The sequence below is a fragment of the Hyalangium sp. genome (assembly GCF_035629615.1).
GTDB lineage: Bacteria > Myxococcota > Myxococcia > Myxococcales > Myxococcaceae > Hyalangium.
In genome coordinates, this window is record NZ_DASPHO010000418.1 from 1 (window position 1) to 17,137 (window position 17,137).

Consider the following 17,137-nt stretch of genomic DNA (forward strand, 5'->3'; position numbering starts at 1 on the left):
TCCACGAACTCCCGCGTGGGGTTCGAGCTGCGCGACTCCTCCGGGTACAGCGCGATGGACCATGGCGCGAAGTTGGCCAGGGGGAAGCTGTCGAACTGCGCGTTCACCGAGCAGGACCAGTTGGACATGGTGTGGTCCGACAGCGCGTTTAGCGCCGGGTGCGCGGAGACGATGTGGGTGGTGTTGTGGCACCCGCCGCCCTGCACCGAGAACGTGCCGAACGGCTCCAGCAGCTCCACGTGCGTGTTGGGGGCCGCGTTCTCGTAGTAGCAGCTCAGCGACATGTAGAGGCCCGTCAGGCCCGACTCGGCCGAGGCGAACCGGATCGCCTTCTCCGTCACCAGCGCGGGGGCGCCGTTGGCCACCGGGGCCGTGCCCGCCACCAGCATGTTGCCGTTGATGACCGGGCCCCACACGTGACGGTTGGCCAGCGCCGCGGACGCCACATCCAGGCTGGCGCAGTGGGCATCCCCCAGGATGATGACCCGGTACGTCGCGAAGTCCGCGGCCGTCATCGCCGCCCACTGCGCGTCCGTCGCCACCGTCACCCCCAGGCCGAGCCGGCGCGCCGCCGCCGCCTCGACGCTGTCCGTGCCGCCCACCACCGTGCGATCCAGGATGAGCGCCTTGAACTGGGAGAAGGCCGCGTCCTGCCGCGTCGCCAGCGTGCTCGGCTGCCCGGCCTCTGGGGTGGACTCCAGGTCCTGACCACACGCGATCGCGGTCAGCGCGATCATCATCAGCGACGCTCTCCACAGGTTTCCGCGGTTCATTCGGCACTCCGGGGCAGGAGGTGAGAGGTTGGGAGGGGATTTCCAACCACCAGCGAAATTTCCTGTATTTATGAACTAAACCCGGATTTCCGTCAACTGCTGCTGAACTTTTACAGTATGGCAGTTCTCCAAAACCAGACCTTCAGGCCCCCTGCCTGCCCATACTGGGAGTGTTTTCGAAGGTTTAGAGGATGAGGCATGAGTCGCCGAACTCGTGCCCGAGGTACCCGAGCTTTTCCGCGATCTGGGCGGCTTCGCGGAGCAGCGGGAGCGGCGCAAAGGCCTGGAGGAGCGTGTAGTGGCTCGTCGTGGGCTCGTGTACGCCGGTGAACAGACCGTTCACCACATGTGGGACGAAGCCGGGCCCCATCAGGAGGTCCGTCACGCCTTCGCCGGGGAAGAGGGTTCCGCCGGACTGGACCGCGCGTCCCTCCAGGGCTCGCACCACCGTGGTGCCCACGGCAATCACCCGGCCCCCCGCGGCGCGCGTGGCGTGGATCGCCTCTACGGTGGCGGCGGGGATGTCGAAGCGCTCCGGGCGAGGCAGCGCGGCGTCGAGCGCGGCGTCCCCAGTGGAGGACAGGCCCGCGGCATGGGTGAGAGAGGCGAAGCGCACCCCCTTGCGGCGGAGCTCGAGCAGCAGCGTCCAGTTGAGGGGGAGTCCGGCGGAGGGGGCCTCGGCGGCCCAGGGCCGGGCGGCGTAGGCGGTCTGGAGGTGCCAGAGCGCGAGGGGCCCCGCCAGGTACGAGTACTGGATGGGCCGGCCGGAGGCGTAGAGCCCTGCCCACAGCGTGGCGCCCTGGGCGTCGAAGGCCACCCGGAGCAGCCGCGGCGAGGGCGGTAGCACCTCCACCACGCACGCCGTCAGCGTGCCCAGGGTGAGCCGGGTGCCCACGGGGAGGGCGGGGGGCGCGGGCCGATCCTCGGTGCGCATCCGCCAGTCTCCGGTGCCGAAGAGCACCGCCGTCCAGGTGCCCTCCGCCTCCGGCCCGAGCAGTCGCAGCTCGATGGAAGCGCCCTGCTCGGTGCGGCCATGCAGGGCCGCCGGGAGAGTGGCGGCGTCGTTCACCACCAGCAGATCGCCGGCACGCAGCAGCTCGGGGAGGTGCTCCACCCGCTTGTCCGAGATGCGCCCGGTGGCTGGAGAGACGTGCAGCAACCTGTTCGCCTCGGGGTGCTCACGAGGCCAGCGCGCGGCGTTCATGCGGCCTCCAGGCGGGCGGCCTCCAGGCGGCTACCCGAGGCAACGGCCTCGGCGCGCTCTAGCAGCCCCAGGAGGCGGGCGGCCACATCGTCCGGGCGCGAGAGCGTGGCGGGGTCCGCGTCCGGGAGGGCGTCGGCGTGCATCTTCGTGTCCATCTCGCCCGGGTCGACGTTGAAGAAGCGCACGCCAGTGCCCTCCAGCTCCGCGGCCCAGATGCGGCCCAGGTGCTCCAGGGCCAGCTTGGACACGGCGTACGCGCCCCAGCGCGGGTAGGCGGAGACGGCCGCGTCCGAGGTGATGTGCACCACCACGCCGCTGCCGCGCATGGCCATGGCCCCGGCCACCGCCTTGGTGAGCCGGAAGGGCCCTACGAGGTTCACCTCCAGCACCTGGGACAGGTCCTCGCAGGCGGTGTCCAGCAGCAGGGGCAGCGGCGTGGGTCCCAGCGTGCTGGCGTTGTGCACGAGGATGTCGAGGGGCCCGACCAGCGCGGAGGCCGCGCCCACCAGCGGATAGATGGCCTCCTTGTCCCCCACGTCGTACGAGAGCGCGTGGGCCACGTGTCCCTCAGCGCGCAGGGCCGCCGCCACGGCCTCCATCTCCTGCGGGTGGCGAGAGACGCCCACCACCCGGGCGCCCTTGCGAGCCAGTCGCTTCATGAGGGCCTCGCCCAGTCCCCGGCTTGCCCCTGTCACCAGTACCGCCTTGCCTGCGAGCTTCATCGTGTCTCCTCCTGTGTCCCTAGAAGTACACGGCCCCGGCCGACTCTTTGGCATCTGTGCCAATGGATTGGCAGAATGCTGTTCCATGAGCGACGAGGAGCTGGCGGGCTGGCTGGCGCGCAACATCAAGGGGCTGCGGGAGGCGCGCGGCGCGACGCAGGCGCAGCTCGCGAAGCTGGCGGGCATCCCTCGGGCGACGTGGGCCCACCTGGAGTCGGGAGCGAGCAACCCAACGCTCGCCGTGCTGCACCGGGTCGCGAGCGCGCTCCAGGTGACGCTGGAGGAGCTGGTGGCCCGGCCTCGAGCCAGCGCCCGGCACTTCCCCCGCGAGAGCCTGCCCGTGCGGCAGCGGGGTGCGGGGCTGCTGCGCAAGCTGTTGCCGGATCCGCTGCCGGGGATGGAGTTCGACCGGCTGGAGCTGCCACCGCGGGTGCGCATCACCGGCGTGCCACACACCCCAGGCACGCGCGAGTATCTGGCGTGCGAGTCAGGGCAGCTGGCGCTGGTGGCCAGCGGCGAGCGCTTCGTGCTCCAGGCGGGGGATGTGGTGGTGTTCCGAGGGGACCAGAAGCACTCGTACGAGAACCCGGGGGATCGGACGGCGGTGGGCTATTCGGTCGTCCTGCTGACGCCCTCGCTGGCCTGAGCCAGGCTCACGCGCCCGGGGTGCCCGTCACGGCGCGGAGCACCGCCATGGGGCCCACGGCGCGGACCCGCTCGAGCTGCTCGCGGTTTTTGACGAGCAGGGAGCCGGCGAAGGCGAGCGCGTTGAGCGAGATGGACTCGAAGCACTCCTGCGTGCGGGGGACGACCATCGTCCAGTCGCGCGTGGCCAGGAGGTTGTAGGGCGTCCCAGGTTGTTCACAGCCCACGGCGCGGAGCAGACCTCTATAGGTGACGTGCGCCTCCGCGGGCTCCCGGAGCGGCGGGCCCAGTGCGTGGCGGAAGGGCAGCGAGCGCTGGGGGAGTGCCTCATCCATGGGTGTGCGGCGTCCACCCGAGGCCAAGGGAACCTGAACGAACTGAAGGTGCTTGTGGGGCTGACTCGCACCCGCGAGACGCCCACCATTATAGAAGGTGAGCGCGTCGACCTCGGCCGTGCAGGAGAGGAGGGCCTCGAAGTCGGCGGGAGTCAGGAGGGAGTCCTGATCCTCGAAGGCGCGGGTGACGAGCAGGGCGTGGTAGTCGAACACGTTGAACTTGTTGAGCAGGCACGCGTGGGCGGGCTCCACGTACGAGACGAAGAGGTCCTCTTCATAAGGAGGGATGAAGGGGTTCTTCGGGGGCTTCCCGTCCGGGGGGGGCACGGCCTTGGCCTTGCGCTCCAGGCTGGAGACGAGGCGGACGAGGAACGGGACACCGTCATCCTCGATGACTTCCACCTCGGTGCGGATGGGCACGAGCGCTCCGCTGGCGAGCGCCCGCGCAGTGCGCTCGACCACGGTGCTCCAGAGGGTTCCTTTCTCGAAGGCGGGAGGAGACTCGGCCATGGGGTTCATCGTGCCACGTCTCGTCCATAGAACCAGGCGGTCAGCGCGAGCCGCGGCGCGTGCGCGGGGAGCACCTCATGCTCCAGCTGCTCGCTGAGGAAGACCACCAGCCGGTCCAGCCGGGGCTCCACGTCGAGCGTCCCGGTCTCCAGGTGAAGCTGGAGCACGCCTCCGTGCTCGGGCTGCCAGTCGGTGTTCGCGTAGTAGATGGCCGTCACGCGCCGGTTCGACTGCCCGGGAAAGGCGTCCCGGTGGCGCACATAGCATGCTCCGTCGCCCGGGTAGTGGGCGAGCTGCAGATCAAACCGGCCGAGCCCCAGGTATGCCCCGGCGGAGAGCGCCTCGCCCAGCTCCGTGAACGCGCGCGACAGCGCTCCGAGGGCCGTCTCCAGCGCGGGCTGGACCCAGGTGATGAAATCTCCACGAACAGCCGCGTCCTCGGTACGGTCCGCTCCGCGCCGGATACCTGCCGGCTTCAAGGTGCCTGCCTCCACGAGGGCCTTGGCCTCGGCGTGGATGGCGTGCGCCTGCTCCTTCCCCAGGAAGGCGTCCCGCATGAAGAAGCCCTGGGTGCCCAGCGCTTCGATCTCGTCGTCCCTGAGCTCCATATGTTCACCCCGCACCGTGCCCCAGCGCCCGCGCGCTGTCAGCCAGGGTAGACTTGGGCCATGGGGCTCGTCCTGCGCATCCTCCTCCTGGCTGGCGCCGTGGCACTCGGGGCGCTTGGCGCTTTCTTCTTCCTGCGTCCTCACGCCCAGGTGCTGCCTGACCCGCCAGCGCTCGTGGTCCAGATGCGCGAGGTGGCCCGGCTGGAGACGCTCGACGTCTCTCTCTACAAGAAGGTGACGTTCAGCCCGGAGCCCACGGCCACGGACGCGCTCTGGAAGGACGTCGTCAACTGGGCCGCCTATTCCATCCGCACGCCTCGGGGCCGCGCCATCGTCTTCGCCGACGTGCACCTGGGCTACGACTTCCAGCGCATCGACACCTCCTCGCTCCGGGTGACGGGCACCCAGGTGGACGTGGTGCTGCCCCCGCTGGAGGTGAAGGTGGAGCTGAAGCCGGGGGAGACGGAGATCATCGACTCGAACCTGAACAGCCAGGAGACGGCGTACCTGTTGGAGCGGGCCCGTGTGGCCTTCGAGCGAGAGGTGAGCCAGGACCCACGGCTGAAGAACCGCGCGCGCCAGTCCGCTGAGCGCTCCCTGCGGGCCCTGTTCTTCTCGCTGGGGTTCACCGAGGTGCGCGTCGTGGATCGGCTGACCCCCGTCACCCCGGGCTAGTGCAGCGACGTCCCATGCGCCTTCTTCAAGGCGCGGCCGAAGTGTGCGAGGTCCTGGAACCCCGGTATGTTCCCGGGCTCTTCCTCTCACAGCGAGGCCCAACCCGATGAGCCAGAAGAAGCCCTCCACGCAACCCGACAAGGACCGCCTCATCCAGCAGCTCCAGGCGGGGCGGATCTCCCGCCGCGGCTTCCTCACCTTGCTCGGCCTGTCGGCCACCGCGGTGGGGACCCAGACGCTCTTCAGCTGCGCGGGCTCTTCCTCGGATTATGACTACATCATCGTGGGTGCGGGCTCGGCGGGATGCACCCTGGCGGCCAGGCTGCTCACGGACTCGGACGCGCGTGTCCTGCTGATCGAGGCCGGTGGCTCGAATGACCGCGAGGAGATCCGCGACTTCAGCCAGTCCTGGAAGCTGACGCTCCCCGGCTCTGAGCTCGACTGGGGCTACAAGTCCGTGCCCCAGCGCGAGCTGCTGAACACGCCTCAGTCCTACTCCTGTGGCAAGGTGGCCGGTGGCAGCAGCTCCATCAACGGCATGGTCTGGGTGCGTGGCAACAAGGCTGACTTCGACGGCTGGGCCGCCGCCGGGTGTCCCGGCTGGGACTTCAACAGCGTCCAGCCCTCCTTCCAGGCGCTGAGCCAGGCGATCCAGCCGTCCTCGGTGCTGACTTCCCGCAATGCGATGTCCCAGGCCATCGTCGAGGCGACCGTCGGTCTCGGCCATGCGCGCAACGCGGACTACAACGGCGAGCAGCAGCTCGGCGTGGGCTACACCCAGCTGAACGTGCTGGAGGACGGCAGGCGCCAGGATGCCTTCACCGCCTTCGTGGCGCCGCACGCGGACAACCCCCGGCTGAGCATCCTGATGGGAGCTCGGGTGAAGCGCATCGCCGTGAGCGGGAAGAAGGCGGAGGGAGTGGTCCTCGACCAGGACGGCGTGGAGCAGACGCTGAAGGCGGGGCGCGAGATCATCGTCTGCGCGGGCACCATCCAGACGCCGCACCTGCTGATGCTCTCGGGAATTGGCGACCCGGCGGAGCTGGAGCTCCATGGCATCCCCGTAGTGGCGGCGGTGCCGGGCGTGGGCAGGAACCTGCATGATCACCTCATCTCGGTGGTGGCCAGGAAGCTGCGGCAGCCAGAGCCGGCCTCACACGTCACCGCCATGGACGTGAGCGTCTTCTTCGGGGCCGGGCCGCGTCCGGGGATGCCGAAGTTCGAGGTCCAGGTCTATTACATGCGGTACGGCTGGGCGTCGTACCCCTCCGAGGCCGTGGCCCTGGGCCTCATCAACCTGCACCCGACGAGCCGGGGGACCGTGAAGCTGCGCTCGGCGGACTTCCAGGACGCACCGCTCATCGATCCGGACTTCCTGGGCACGGCGGAGGACAAGGCCCACCAGCTCGAGGGCTACAAGGCTGCCCGGGAGATCCTCGCCGCGCCCGGGCTGCGCAACTGGGTAGAGGACGTGGAGCACACGCCGGGGCCGGACGTCTCCACGGACGAGCAGCTCCAGGCCGCCATCCGGAAGTACTCCGAGAGCGACTTCCATTCGGTGGGCACGTGCCGGATGGGCCAGGACGACCTGGCGGTGGTGGATCCGCAGCTCCGGGTGAAGGGCCTGCAGGGGCTGCGGTTGGCAAGCGCTGCCATCATGCCCTCTGTCCCTTCGGGGAACACCAACGCACCCTCCATGATGGTGGGCGATCGCGCCGGCAGGCTGATCCTCGGGCGAGGCTGAGCGACGCGGAGTCGTAGCACCCAAGCTTGCCGGGCCACCTGCCGGGCGCAGCCCGCACCCACCTGTCTGCTTGTCTGACAGGTTTGTTCCAGGCGCCGCCGCCGCAGGCTCCCCCACCCACCTGTCTACTTGTCTGACAGGTTCAGCCCGGGCCCCGCCCACCAGCAGGCCCACCCCCGAAGCTCCAGCCTGGGAAGAGGGGCCTCTCAAGAGCGATTCTTGCGTCAGGTGTCTGCGAATGTGCGCGCCCTGGGGCGGGCCCCCCAACGCTGGGGTGAGGTCGAGCTGCCATCGCCGCTGGCAGGCGTGTTCATGAGTGCGGAGCCCGTCTCACACCTGGGTCAGGCCCTCGGCGGTGAGGCGGAACTGGCCGGGAATTCCGTCCGGCGCGTGCCCCAGCTTCGCCAGCGCCTCGCACTCGGCCACGTCCGACTCTCGGCACACGAGCGCGAACTCCCGCCAGCCCAGGCTCACCCGCAGGGGACCCTCCCCCGCCTGCAGCGCCAGCCGACTCCGCTGCTCCACGGTGAGCAGTCGCGCCCCATCATGCCCGTCTCCCTCCGCCACCGCCCAGAGCCCGCTGAACGTCTCCGCCAGCCGCACCACGCCTCGATCCACCACCACGGGACGCACGGGCGCCGGGTGGGCCTCGAGGTTGCGCCACGCCGCGCCGTCCACGGCCTCCGCCGTCAGCCCCGCGGCCTTCACCACGGACTCGGGCACGTAGCGCACGTACTCCGGATCCTCCAGCACGTAGAAGATCTCGAGCCCCGCTGGTCCCGCGCGGTGCAGCGCGCCCACCGCCTGTGCCTCGAAACCGCCGGGCCGCAGCACCGGGCGCAGCCGACGCTCCAGGGCCGTCACATCCTCCCCCAGCTCCGTGCGCAGGCCACCCAGCTCCGCGGCCAGCTTCTCCACGTACTCTGTCAGCCCCCGCTTCCCGCCCTGGTAGGCCGCATAGAGCGAGCCCACGTTCACCCGCGCCATCTCGCCCCCCGCAAGCTTCACCAGCACGTCCCGCCCTTGCAGACGGAACTGCACCCCCGCGCGCCGCAGGGCCGCCGCCAGCGCCGCGTTGAACTCGGGGCGCAGCACCTGCTCCTCGGCGAGTGCGTGCGCCGGCAGCTCCACGGCCTCCAACTCCTCCTTCAGCAGCCGCGCCTCCGAGTCGAACGGATCGCGCGCCAGCACCTCTCTCACGTACTGCTGCGCTCGGCCCTTCTCCCCCCGGCGCAGCGCGAGCACCGCCAGCACCTTGATCGCCTCGGGATCTCCCGAGCTCAGGGCCAGCGCCTCGCGCAGCACCTCCTCCGCATCCCCGTGCCGCTCCAAGCCCAGCAGCGCCCGCGCCAGGCCCAGCCGCACCTGGAGCTCCTTCGGGAAGTCCCGCCGCAGCCGCTCGAGCAGGGGCAGCGCCTCGCGCTCAGCCTCCGCGTTGACGAGCGCATGCGCCACCGCCAGCCACAACGTGGGCCCTTCGCTGCCCGCGGCCGCCTCGCGCAGCGTGGTCAGCTCCGCTTCACTCAGGACCTCGCCCGCCTCCACCTTGCGACGGAGGCTCTCCAGGTTGGCGCTCACGGCGCGACTCTAGTGGGTCAGCCCGCTCGTCCCAACCTTCTCCCCGCCGGGAGGTGCTGCCGAAGAAGGAGGCTCGGAGGGAGACGTGTCCCGCTGGGAGAGGAACTCGTCCAGCGCGCCCAACTCGATGGGCTTCCGGAACACCGCATCCACCAGCGCCAGGGTGTCGCGGCTCTGCCCCCGGACATCCATTCCCGTGACGATGGCCAGCAGGGCCTGCGGCGTGCGCTTGCGCAGCTCGCGCGCCAGCTCCCACCCCGACATGTCCGGCATCAGCGCGTCCAGGAGGGCCGCATCGAAGCGGCGGCGCTCCCACAGCTGCAGCGCGACCTCCGCGTTCTGGGCCACCTGCACGTCATAGCCCTCGTCCCCCAGCACCTCGGCCAGCATCCGCGCGTTGTCCATGTCGTCGTCCACCACCAGCACACGGCGCGTCTGCTGGAAGCGGCGCGGGCCCGTCACGGGCGCCTCGCTGCGAGCCTCTACCTCATGGGCCGGCCGCGCATGGGGGAGCCGCACCACGAAGGCGCCCCCGTGCCCGCTCTGGGCGTTCTCCACCGTGAGCTCGCCGCCCCAGCGCTGCACCTGGGCCCTCAGCACCGCCAGCTGCAAGGCGGCCTGGGGCGCCGCTGCCTCCCGGTTGAGCGGATCGAACATCCTCGCCAGCTCCTCCACCGCGTACGGCGGCCCCTCGTCCTGGATGCGCAGGGCCGTCCGCTCCGGCCCCTCGGCCTGGGTGATCAGCTCCAACCTCCCCCCTGCCTGCATCCGATCCCGCGCCGCCAGCAGCAGGCTCACCACCACCTCTCGCAGGAAGCCGGCGTCGGCCCGCACGAGCCCCGGATCCCCCAGGCGCAGATCCACCCCCACCGGGTGCTCGCCGCGCTCCAGCTCGCCGCGCGCCAGCTCCAGCGCCTCGCGCACGGCCGCGTCCAGCGACACCTCCTTGAGCACCTCCTCGGTGCGCTGCACGTTGAACTCCTGGAGCCGCGCCACCAGCTCGCCGATCTGGCCCACCGTCCGATCCAGCGCGTCCAGGTGCTCGGGCTTGAACTCGCGCCGCAGCAGGGTGATGCGCAGGCGCAGCACGTTGAGGAAGTTGTTGAGCGCGTGCGCCGCCCCGCTCGCCAGCTGCCCCAGGGCCTGCGCCCGCGTGCGCTGGAGCAGCCGCCCCTGGAGCCGGCGCAGCTCGTCCTGCGCGCTCATCAGCTCCCGGGTCTTCGTGGCCGCCTCGGTGCGATCGGTGATCGTCTGGATGACGCCGACCAGCTCGCCGCCCTCCTCCCAGATGGGCGTGGCGCTCATCTCCAGCCAGGCCTCACCGCCGCCGGGGCGCTCCACCACCATCATCCCCCCTCGCACCGGACCCCGCTCCTGGAGGGCTCGCATGAAGGGCATGTCCGTCACGCGGAAGGGCTCTCCCGCGGGGTGACGCGCGGTCACCTGGGTCAGCACCTGCGCCAGCGAGGCGCTGGCCCGCGCGCCCACCACCGAGCGCATGGGCACGCCCATGAGCCTGCTGACGGGCGGCGAGGCGAAGGACACTGTCCCATCCGCCTCCACCAGCAGGATGCCCACATCCATGTGGTAGAGGATGGACTCCATCACCGCGGCCTCGCGGAAGCGCACCTCCTCCGTCCTCAGCACCCGCGCGTAGGAGGCCTGGGCCGAGGCGTTCGCCTCCCCCACCAGCTCGGTGATGAACTCGGCCACCTCCGGCTCCAGCCGGCCCGCGTGGCGGCGGGAGTACACGCGCAGCAGCACCTCCTCCAGCGCCTTGAACTCGCGCACCAGATCCTCGGGCTCGAAGCGCTGGTCGTACCGGAAGGCACCGTGAGACCGCACCACCTCCGGCCAGAGGCGCAGCACGTCGTCCGGCCGATCCCTGAGCAGGCGGGCCAGCTCGTCGAGCAGCCGTCGCAGCGGTGCACGCAGATCCCGGCCGGGCAGGTCCAGCTCGTACAGCTCCTCCCGGAGGCGCTTGGCCCACAGACGCGCCAGGCGCTCTCGCTCTTCCTGGACCAGCCCAGCCAGGGCCTCGATGGTCTCGTTCGGTGTCACGTCAGGGCAGGAAGGTGGCCACGGCAAGCAGCCATGGCCACCCTGAGCAGGCAGGCAGTCGAGCTGCTTGGGTAGGACAGCCTACGCAGGAAGCCAGGGGGCCCTTAACGTTGAGAGACAGGGATGCGAGTCAACGGACGGGACAAGAACGGGCTCGAGCCCCTGATGCTCTCCGATGCGGCCATGGGCCAGCTCTATCGCGGGGAGCTCGGCCGCTCGGACAAGTGGCGAACACGCCTGGACACGACGACCAACTGGGCGCTCACCACCACCGCGGCGGTGATCTCTTTTGGCTTCGCCAATGCGTCCAGCCCTCACGTGACGTTCCTGGTGGGGATCTGGATGGTGATCACGTTCCTGCTCACGGAGGCGCGGCGCTACCGGTACTACGACTTGTGGAACCGGCGTGTGCGGCTGCTGGAGGACGGCTACTGGGCGCCGATGCTGCGCCACGAGCCGGTGGATCCGGACGCCTTGCGCGAGCTGGCGGTGGAGCTCTCGCGGCCGCAGATCCACCTCTCGCTGTTCTCCGCCATCTCCACCCGCCTCAACCGCACGTATGGGCCCATCCTCATCGTCCTGCTGCTGAGCTGGTTCGTGAAGGTCTACAGCCATCCGCAGGCGCCGGTCTCCTTCCAGGAGTTCGTGCAACGCGCCCACGTCGGCCCGGTGGCCGGGGGCGTGGTGATGGGCATCGTCGCGGTCATGGCCCTGCTGGCGGCCTATCTCTTCATCTCCTCGTACTTCGTCCGCGCTCCGCTGGGCGAGCTGCGCCCGCGGCACCGCTCCCGCCGCTCCGCGCTCCTGGAGTCGTTCTACAGGCCCTATGCGCTGCGCCGGCCTCGCCGCGCCCGGCCCTCTCAGTCCCCTGGGCAGCCCCCGGTCCGCCCGCCTCCCACCACGCCCCCACCGTCCTGAGGGCGATCCCCCTCTGCCGATGGGCGAGGGCTCCTTGTGGTATCCACCAGTCCCACTGGGACTCTGGCTATTCTTCTTCCGAGCCCCGGTCTTTTGTGGCTTGAATCCGCCCCCATGGCGAACCGCACGGTCACAATCATCAATGGCGACGGCATCGGCCCCGAGGTCATGGCGGCCACCCTCCGGGTCCTCGAGGCGCTCGAGCTGCCGCTGGACTTCGAGTACAAGGACGCAGGCGCCGAGGTGATCGCCAAGTACGGCACCAACCTCCCTGACGAGACGGTGGAGGCGGTGCTGCGCAACGGCGTGGCGCTCAAGGGCCCCACGGGCACGGTGGTGGGCGGCGGCCTGCCCTCGGCGAACGTGGGCCTGCGCAAGCGGCTGGACCTGTACTCCTCGCTGCGCCCGGTCAAGAGCGTGCCCAACGTGAAGACGCGCTATGAGGACGTGGATCTCGTCGTCGTGCGCGAGAACACCGAGAGCCTCTACGCCGGCCTGGAGCACATCATCGTCCCGGGCGTGGTAGAGTCGCTGAAGATCATCACCGAGAAGGCCTCCACGCGCATCGCCCGCTTCGCCTTCGAGCACTCGAAGAGACACGGCCGCAAGCGAGTGACGGCAGTGCACAAGGCCAACATCATGAAGCTGTCGGATGGCCTCTTCCTGGACTGCTGCCGCAAGGTGAGCCGCGAGTTCCCGGAGATCAAGTACGACGAGTTCATCATCGACAACCTCTGCATGCAGCTGGTGAAGGACCCGACGAAGTTCGACGTGTTGGTGCTGGAGAACCTCTACGGCGACATCGTCAGTGACTTGTGCGCGGGCCTGGTGGGTGGCCTGGGCGTGGTGCCGGGAGCCAACATCGGCGAGCGCACCGCGGTGTTCGAGGCCGTGCACGGCACGGCGCCGGACATCGCCGGCAAGGGCATCGCCAACCCCACGGCGCTGATGATGTCCTCGGTGATGATGCTGGACTGGCTGGGGATGCGCGACGAGGCGAAGCGGATGCAGAGCGCCATCCAGAAGGTCTACACCGAGGGCAAGGTGCGCACCGGAGATCTCGGCGGTACCGCCAACACCCGCGAGTTCACGGACGCCATCATCGCCGCGCTGTGAGGGTCGTCGCTCGCGTCCTCCAGCGGCTCGCTCGGGACAGGTTCCTGGCGGGGATGGTGGCCGCCGTGGCGCTCGCCGCGCTCTTCCCGGATTTCGGGAGCAGCGGCGGCGCCATGCACGCGGATGTCGTCGTCAACGTCGGCATCTTCCTCGTCTTCTTCCTCCACGGCCTCGGGCTCTCCCCGGGGAGCATGCGGGCCGGGCTGACGCGCTGGCGGCTGCACGTGCTCGTGCAGACTTTCACCTTCGTCGTGTTCCCCGTGCTGTGGCTGGTGCTCGATGCCGTCGCGGGCCGCTGGCTCCCGGCGGACCTGTCCCTGGGGTTCCTCTACCTGTGCGCCGTTCCGTCCGCCATCTCGTCCTCGGTGACGCTGACGGGCATTGCCCGGGGCAACGTGGCGGGTGCGATCTTCAACGCCAGCCTGTCGAGCCTGCTCGGGGTGGTGCTGACTCCGCTGCTCGTCGGCCTCTTGGCCAGGACGACGGGACAGGCGCTCTCGTGGGCCGACACCGCCCTCAAGCTCGCGGCCCTGCTCGTGCTTCCCCTGGTGCTCGGGCAGGTGCTCCGGCCGCTCCTCGGCGGGTGGTTTGCCCGCTACAAGGCCTACACGAACGGCTTCGACAGGCTCGTCATCCTGGTGCTGGTGTACGCCTCGTTCTGCGACTCGGTGGAGGCGGGCCTCTTCACCCGGTATGGCGGCGCAGTCCTCGCCATGGCGCTGGGAGGCGCGGCGCTGCTCCTCGCCGTGGTGCTGTGGCTGACCACCCGAGCGGCGCGCTGGGCCAGGTTCAACACGGAGGACGAGATCGCCGCCGTCTTCTGCGGCTCGAAGAAGACGCTGGCCTCCGGTGTGCCCATAGCCCGGCTCCTCTTCGGAGCCCATCCGGCCCTGGGACTCATCGTCCTGCCGTTGATGTTCTACCACCAGCTCCAGCTGATCGTCTGCTCGGTGCTGGCCGAGCGCTACGCGGCCCGCTCTGGGTGAAACGCAGCCGGGGCTCGGGCGTCTGGAGAGATATGCGAACACTGCCTGTGCTATTCACCCTCTCGGCGGTCACCTTCGGGGCCGCCGCCTTCGCGGAGCCCGCCATGTCCTTCTTCGAGCTGAAGACGAGCCGCCTCAACGGCAAGCAGGAGAACCTCTCGGAGTACAAGGGGAAGGTGCTCCTGGTGGTAAACACCGCCTCCGAGTGCGGCTACACGCCGCAGTACGCGGGGCTGGAGAAGCTCCACAAGGAGTATAAGGACAAGGGCGTGGCGGTGCTGGGCTTCCCCTCGAATGACTTTGGCGAGCAGGAGCCGGGCTCGGCGCAGGAGATCGCGAAGTTCTGCGAGCTGCGCTTCAAGGTCACCTTCCCCCTGTTCGAGAAGGTGAAGACGAAGGGTGACGGCCAGTCCCCGGTGTACGAGTTCCTCGCACGCAAGCACGGCGCACCCAAGTGGAACTTCCACAAGTACGTGGTGGGCAAGGATGGCCAGGTGAAGGCCGCCTTCCCCAGCAACGTGGAGCCCGACAGCCCCGAGCTGAAGAAGGCCCTCGAGAGCGCCCTGGGGGAGTGATGCTGGAGCGGAGCCCTCGGATGAAGCACGCGTGGGAAGCCTGGCAGCGGGCCCGCCAACGGTGGTGGGTTCGCTGGGGGGTGGACCTTGCCGTGGCCGCGCTCCTCTTCATGGGGGTGATGGCCTGGCAGACCCGTCACCTGCCGGGCTCTGGGACGCCCGCGCCGGACTTCCAGCTCCGCACCCTCACCGGCGAGCAGGTTCGCCTGTCGGAGCTGCGTGGCAAGCCCGTGGTGCTCGCCTTCTGGGCCCCCTGGTGCGGGGTCTGCAAGGCCGAGTCCTCCACGCTCTCGGCCCTGCGGGGCATGGTGGGCGAGCGGGCGCATGTGCTCACCGTGGCCGTGGCCTACGAGGACGAGGCCGACGTGCGGCGCTTCGTCCGCGAGCAGGGCGCCGACTACCCGGTGCTGCTGGGCAATGACGCTCTCTCGCGGTCGTTCCAAGTGGACCGCTTCCCCACCACCTTCATCCTCTCCTCCGAGGGCCGCATCGAGCAGGCGACCGTGGGCTACACCACGCGGCTCGGGCTGCTCTGGCGGCTGTGGCGCGCCTCCTGAGCAGCCAGCCCGACGTCCGCCGCGCTCCGCCCGGGAGGAGGGAGCGCGTTTGCCTCGTGCGTTGGGGATCTCGATCATGCTTTCTTGCCAGGACGATCGAGCCCTGGAGGTGACGGACGATGCGCGCGGTGATCTACGAGCACGATGAGGACGCGGGGGTAGGCCTGCTCGGTCCGGCGCTGCAGCAGGCCGGGTTCACGCTCGTGAAGCGCTTCCGGACGACTCGCCGAGAGGACGTGGACGCCGAGCTCGTGGTCGTCATGGGCGGCCACATGGGCGTGTACGAGGCCGATCAGCACCCCTTCCTCAACGAGGAGCTCGCCCTGCTCTCCGAGCGGCTCGCGAATGAGCGGCCCTGTCTCGGCATCTGCCTGGGCGCCCAGATGCTCGCGGCCGCCGCCGGCGCGGAGGTGTTCCTCGGCAAGAACGGCTTCGAGGTGGGTGCCCTGCCTGTCCGCTGGACCCAGGAGGGCCTGAAGGATCCGGTGATCGCCGGGGTGCGTCCCCGCACCGTCATGGCCCACTGGCATCAGGACACCTTCAAGCCCGTGCCCGGCGCCACGCTCCTGGCCTCCACGGACCGCTACACGCAGCAGGCGTTCCGGCTTGGCAAGTCCTATGGCTTCCAGTTCCACATGGAGCTGGGCGCCGAGGAGCTGGATCGCTGGCTGACGCAGTGGAGCGACTCGATCGTCCAGCAGGGCAAGGATGTGAAGGAGCTGCGCGCCCAGGTTCCCAAGCTCAAGGCCACGGAGGCGGAGCTCATCGAGCTGCAGCACCGCCTCGCGAATCACTTCGCCAAGGCGGTTCGCTGAAAGGAGTCGGATGTGACGACCGGCTGGCTGGGATCCCTGGCGCTGGGGCTCGCGCTGACGACGGCGGCCGCTCCTCCGCGCGTCCAGCTACCGAAAGCGGTGTGCAACCTGCATGGGGCCTGCATCACCCTGAAGGAAGAGGAGCGCACCGAGCAAGGCGTCTTCCTCCTGCGCATGGAGGAGAAGCTCCCCCGCCGGCTTGCTCCGGAGGCCGCTCTTGGCCTGTGGCTCGCCTGGCCCATGGACGCCGAGCGACAGCGCCCGCTCGTCCATCGCGCGGCGGCGTTCCAGGTGGTGCTGGCGACCCCGGCAGGACGCTTTGAGCTCTTCTCCCCACCGCTGATCCTGGTACGGCGCACGGCAGGCGAGCCGTCCGCGCCGCTCGTCCATGTCTCCTTCGATCCCGCCGAGAAGGGTGAGCTGCAAGCGGCGGTGCACGAGGTCGTCGCCGCAGCCAAGGCGCAAGGACTGCTCACCGCAGAGCAGCAGCAGGTGCTCGCGGGGCGGCAGAAGGCCCTCGACGGGCGATTGCCGGAGCTGGTGCGCGCGCTGGAGGCCTTCCGAGCCCGGCCTGCGGATCCGAAGGCGAGAGACACCTTCCTCTCCACGCTGGCGGCGTTCCCAGGCGAGGAGATGGACCTGGGCGCACGCGCGATTGCTCCCGAGACGTTCCTCACCGCCAGCCAGCGCACCTCGCTGCGCAAGGCGGGTTATGAGGTGGTGGGGAAGCGCTGGCTGGAGTACTCCGAGGCCGCGGAGCTGGCGTACCGGCTCCACATCCAGGCCTGCTCGTTGGAGCAGCTCGTGCGCGAGTGGAACGCCGGCCTGCGCGGCCCGGCCTCCGGCATCGAGAACTTGCCGCGCCCCGCGCTGGACTTCGACCGCGCCCGTCGCCTCGAGGACGTCAGCTTCACCCTGGACGTGCGCAACGATGGGGGGCTCACGCGAATGGACCAGGTCCTCAAGCGGTTGCTCGAGGTGCCCGGCGTCCGCCTTGCTTCTGGAGCGCCCCTGCCGCCAGCACGCTGAGACGCGCCCAGCTCCAAACCGGTGGCATCACCCGCTGCCCGCCTCACCGCCGCCCATGTCAGCCTGAGCTGATGTGCTGCCGGACACAGGCAACGAGGAGGGTGGCGGATATGGAACGGATGGGGCTCGTCGCACACGTCGAGCAGCAGTTGGAGCGCGTTATTGCACTGGGCTTGCTGCCAGAGCAGGGCCTGCTTCCCTCGGAGAACATGCTGGCGCGGAAGTATGGAGTCTCGCGAGCCACTGCTCGGCAAGCACTGCAACGGCTGGCCGCGAGGGGACTGGT

At 69.7% G+C, this 17,137-nt stretch carries 17 protein-coding genes and 1 pseudogene; 11 read left to right on the forward strand and 7 right to left on the reverse strand.

The window, feature by feature from the left end; translation table 11 throughout:
• The 3 genes and pseudogenes from VD972_RS21280 to VD972_RS21290 all read right to left on the reverse strand — a co-directional run.
• Positions 1-773: pseudogene (locus VD972_RS21280) on the reverse strand (hypothetical protein); the annotation flags it as partial.
• A 184-nt stretch (positions 774-957) separates the two neighbouring features.
• Positions 958-1,977: an S-adenosylmethionine:tRNA ribosyltransferase-isomerase gene (locus tag VD972_RS21285; RefSeq protein WP_324989805.1), complete on the reverse strand. Its 1,020-nt coding sequence runs from the start codon at positions 1,975-1,977 to the stop codon at positions 958-960.
• Positions 1,974-2,699, reverse strand: a complete 726-nt coding sequence (locus VD972_RS21290; RefSeq protein ID WP_324989807.1) for an SDR family oxidoreductase — start codon at positions 2,697-2,699, stop codon at positions 1,974-1,976. The genes VD972_RS21285 and VD972_RS21290 overlap by 4 nt, the downstream gene beginning before the upstream one ends.
• An 85-nt stretch (positions 2,700-2,784) precedes the next feature.
• Between VD972_RS21290 and VD972_RS21295 the strand changes: the two genes are divergently transcribed.
• Positions 2,785-3,345 (forward strand): XRE family transcriptional regulator, encoded by a 561-nt coding sequence (locus tag VD972_RS21295; protein WP_324989809.1) that lies wholly within the window; start codon positions 2,785-2,787, stop codon positions 3,343-3,345.
• A gap of 7 nt (positions 3,346-3,352) precedes the next feature.
• Here VD972_RS21295 and VD972_RS21300 read toward each other — a convergent pair whose 3' ends face one another.
• Together VD972_RS21300 and VD972_RS21305 are read right to left on the reverse strand one after the other, a co-directional pair.
• A complete protein-coding gene (locus tag VD972_RS21300; protein WP_324989812.1) occupies positions 3,353-4,189 on the reverse strand; it encodes a phosphorylase in 837 nt (278 codons plus the stop codon).
• A 5-nt stretch (positions 4,190-4,194) separates the two neighbouring features.
• Positions 4,195-4,797 carry a 2OG-Fe(II) oxygenase gene (locus VD972_RS21305; RefSeq protein WP_324989813.1) on the reverse strand — a complete coding sequence of 201 codons (603 nt, stop codon included), beginning with the start codon at positions 4,795-4,797 and terminating at the stop codon, positions 4,195-4,197.
• Between the two features lie 60 nt (positions 4,798-4,857).
• On the opposite strand from VD972_RS21305, the gene VD972_RS21310 reads away from it, so the two are divergent.
• Together VD972_RS21310 and VD972_RS21315 are read left to right on the forward strand one after the other, a co-directional pair.
• Positions 4,858-5,472 carry a DUF4230 domain-containing protein gene (locus VD972_RS21310; RefSeq protein WP_324989815.1) on the forward strand — a complete coding sequence of 205 codons (615 nt, stop codon included), beginning with the start codon at positions 4,858-4,860 and terminating at the stop codon, positions 5,470-5,472.
• 106 nt (positions 5,473-5,578) lie between these two features.
• Positions 5,579-7,216: a GMC family oxidoreductase gene (locus VD972_RS21315; protein WP_324989817.1), complete on the forward strand. Its 1,638-nt coding sequence runs from the start codon at positions 5,579-5,581 to the stop codon at positions 7,214-7,216.
• Positions 7,217-7,546: 330 nt separating this feature from the next.
• Here VD972_RS21315 and VD972_RS21320 read toward each other — a convergent pair whose 3' ends face one another.
• Positions 7,547-8,794, reverse strand: coding sequence for a tetratricopeptide repeat protein (locus tag VD972_RS21320; protein WP_324989819.1), 1,248 nt, complete (start codon positions 8,792-8,794; stop codon positions 7,547-7,549).
• A 9-nt stretch (positions 8,795-8,803) separates the two neighbouring features.
• Entirely contained in the window at positions 8,804-10,855 is a 2,052-nt protein-coding gene (locus VD972_RS21325; protein ID WP_324989820.1) for a hybrid sensor histidine kinase/response regulator, read from the reverse strand.
• 123 nt (positions 10,856-10,978) lie between these two features.
• Between VD972_RS21325 and VD972_RS21330 the strand changes: the two genes are divergently transcribed.
• The 8 genes from VD972_RS21330 to VD972_RS21365 all read left to right on the forward strand — a co-directional run.
• On the forward strand, positions 10,979-11,773 hold the full coding sequence (locus tag VD972_RS21330; protein ID WP_324989822.1) for a DUF2270 domain-containing protein: 795 nt from the start codon (positions 10,979-10,981) through the stop codon (positions 11,771-11,773).
• A 114-nt stretch (positions 11,774-11,887) separates the two neighbouring features.
• Positions 11,888-12,889 carry an isocitrate dehydrogenase (NAD(+)) gene (locus VD972_RS21335; protein WP_324989824.1) on the forward strand — a complete coding sequence of 334 codons (1,002 nt, stop codon included), beginning with the start codon at positions 11,888-11,890 and terminating at the stop codon, positions 12,887-12,889.
• Positions 12,886-13,875: a bile acid:sodium symporter family protein gene (locus tag VD972_RS21340; RefSeq protein WP_324989826.1), complete on the forward strand. Its 990-nt coding sequence runs from the start codon at positions 12,886-12,888 to the stop codon at positions 13,873-13,875. The genes VD972_RS21335 and VD972_RS21340 overlap by 4 nt, the downstream gene beginning before the upstream one ends.
• Before the next feature lie 32 nt (positions 13,876-13,907).
• Positions 13,908-14,450 carry a glutathione peroxidase gene (locus VD972_RS21345; RefSeq protein ID WP_324989828.1) on the forward strand — a complete coding sequence of 181 codons (543 nt, stop codon included), beginning with the start codon at positions 13,908-13,910 and terminating at the stop codon, positions 14,448-14,450.
• 20 nt (positions 14,451-14,470) lie between these two features.
• The gene (locus VD972_RS21350; protein WP_324989830.1) at positions 14,471-15,007 is read left to right on the forward strand and encodes a redoxin domain-containing protein; all 537 of its coding nucleotides are present in this window, start codon (positions 14,471-14,473) and stop codon (positions 15,005-15,007) included.
• Between the two features lie 119 nt (positions 15,008-15,126).
• Entirely contained in the window at positions 15,127-15,822 is a 696-nt protein-coding gene (locus tag VD972_RS21355) for a glutamine amidotransferase-related protein (RefSeq protein WP_324989832.1), read from the forward strand.
• A 12-nt stretch (positions 15,823-15,834) separates the two neighbouring features.
• Positions 15,835-16,851, forward strand: a complete 1,017-nt coding sequence (locus VD972_RS21360; protein ID WP_324989834.1) for a hypothetical protein — start codon at positions 15,835-15,837, stop codon at positions 16,849-16,851.
• 119 nt (positions 16,852-16,970) lie between these two features.
• Positions 16,971-17,137, forward strand: a 167-nt coding sequence (locus VD972_RS21365; RefSeq protein WP_324989836.1) for a GntR family transcriptional regulator, incomplete at its 3' end; no start/stop codon positions are given.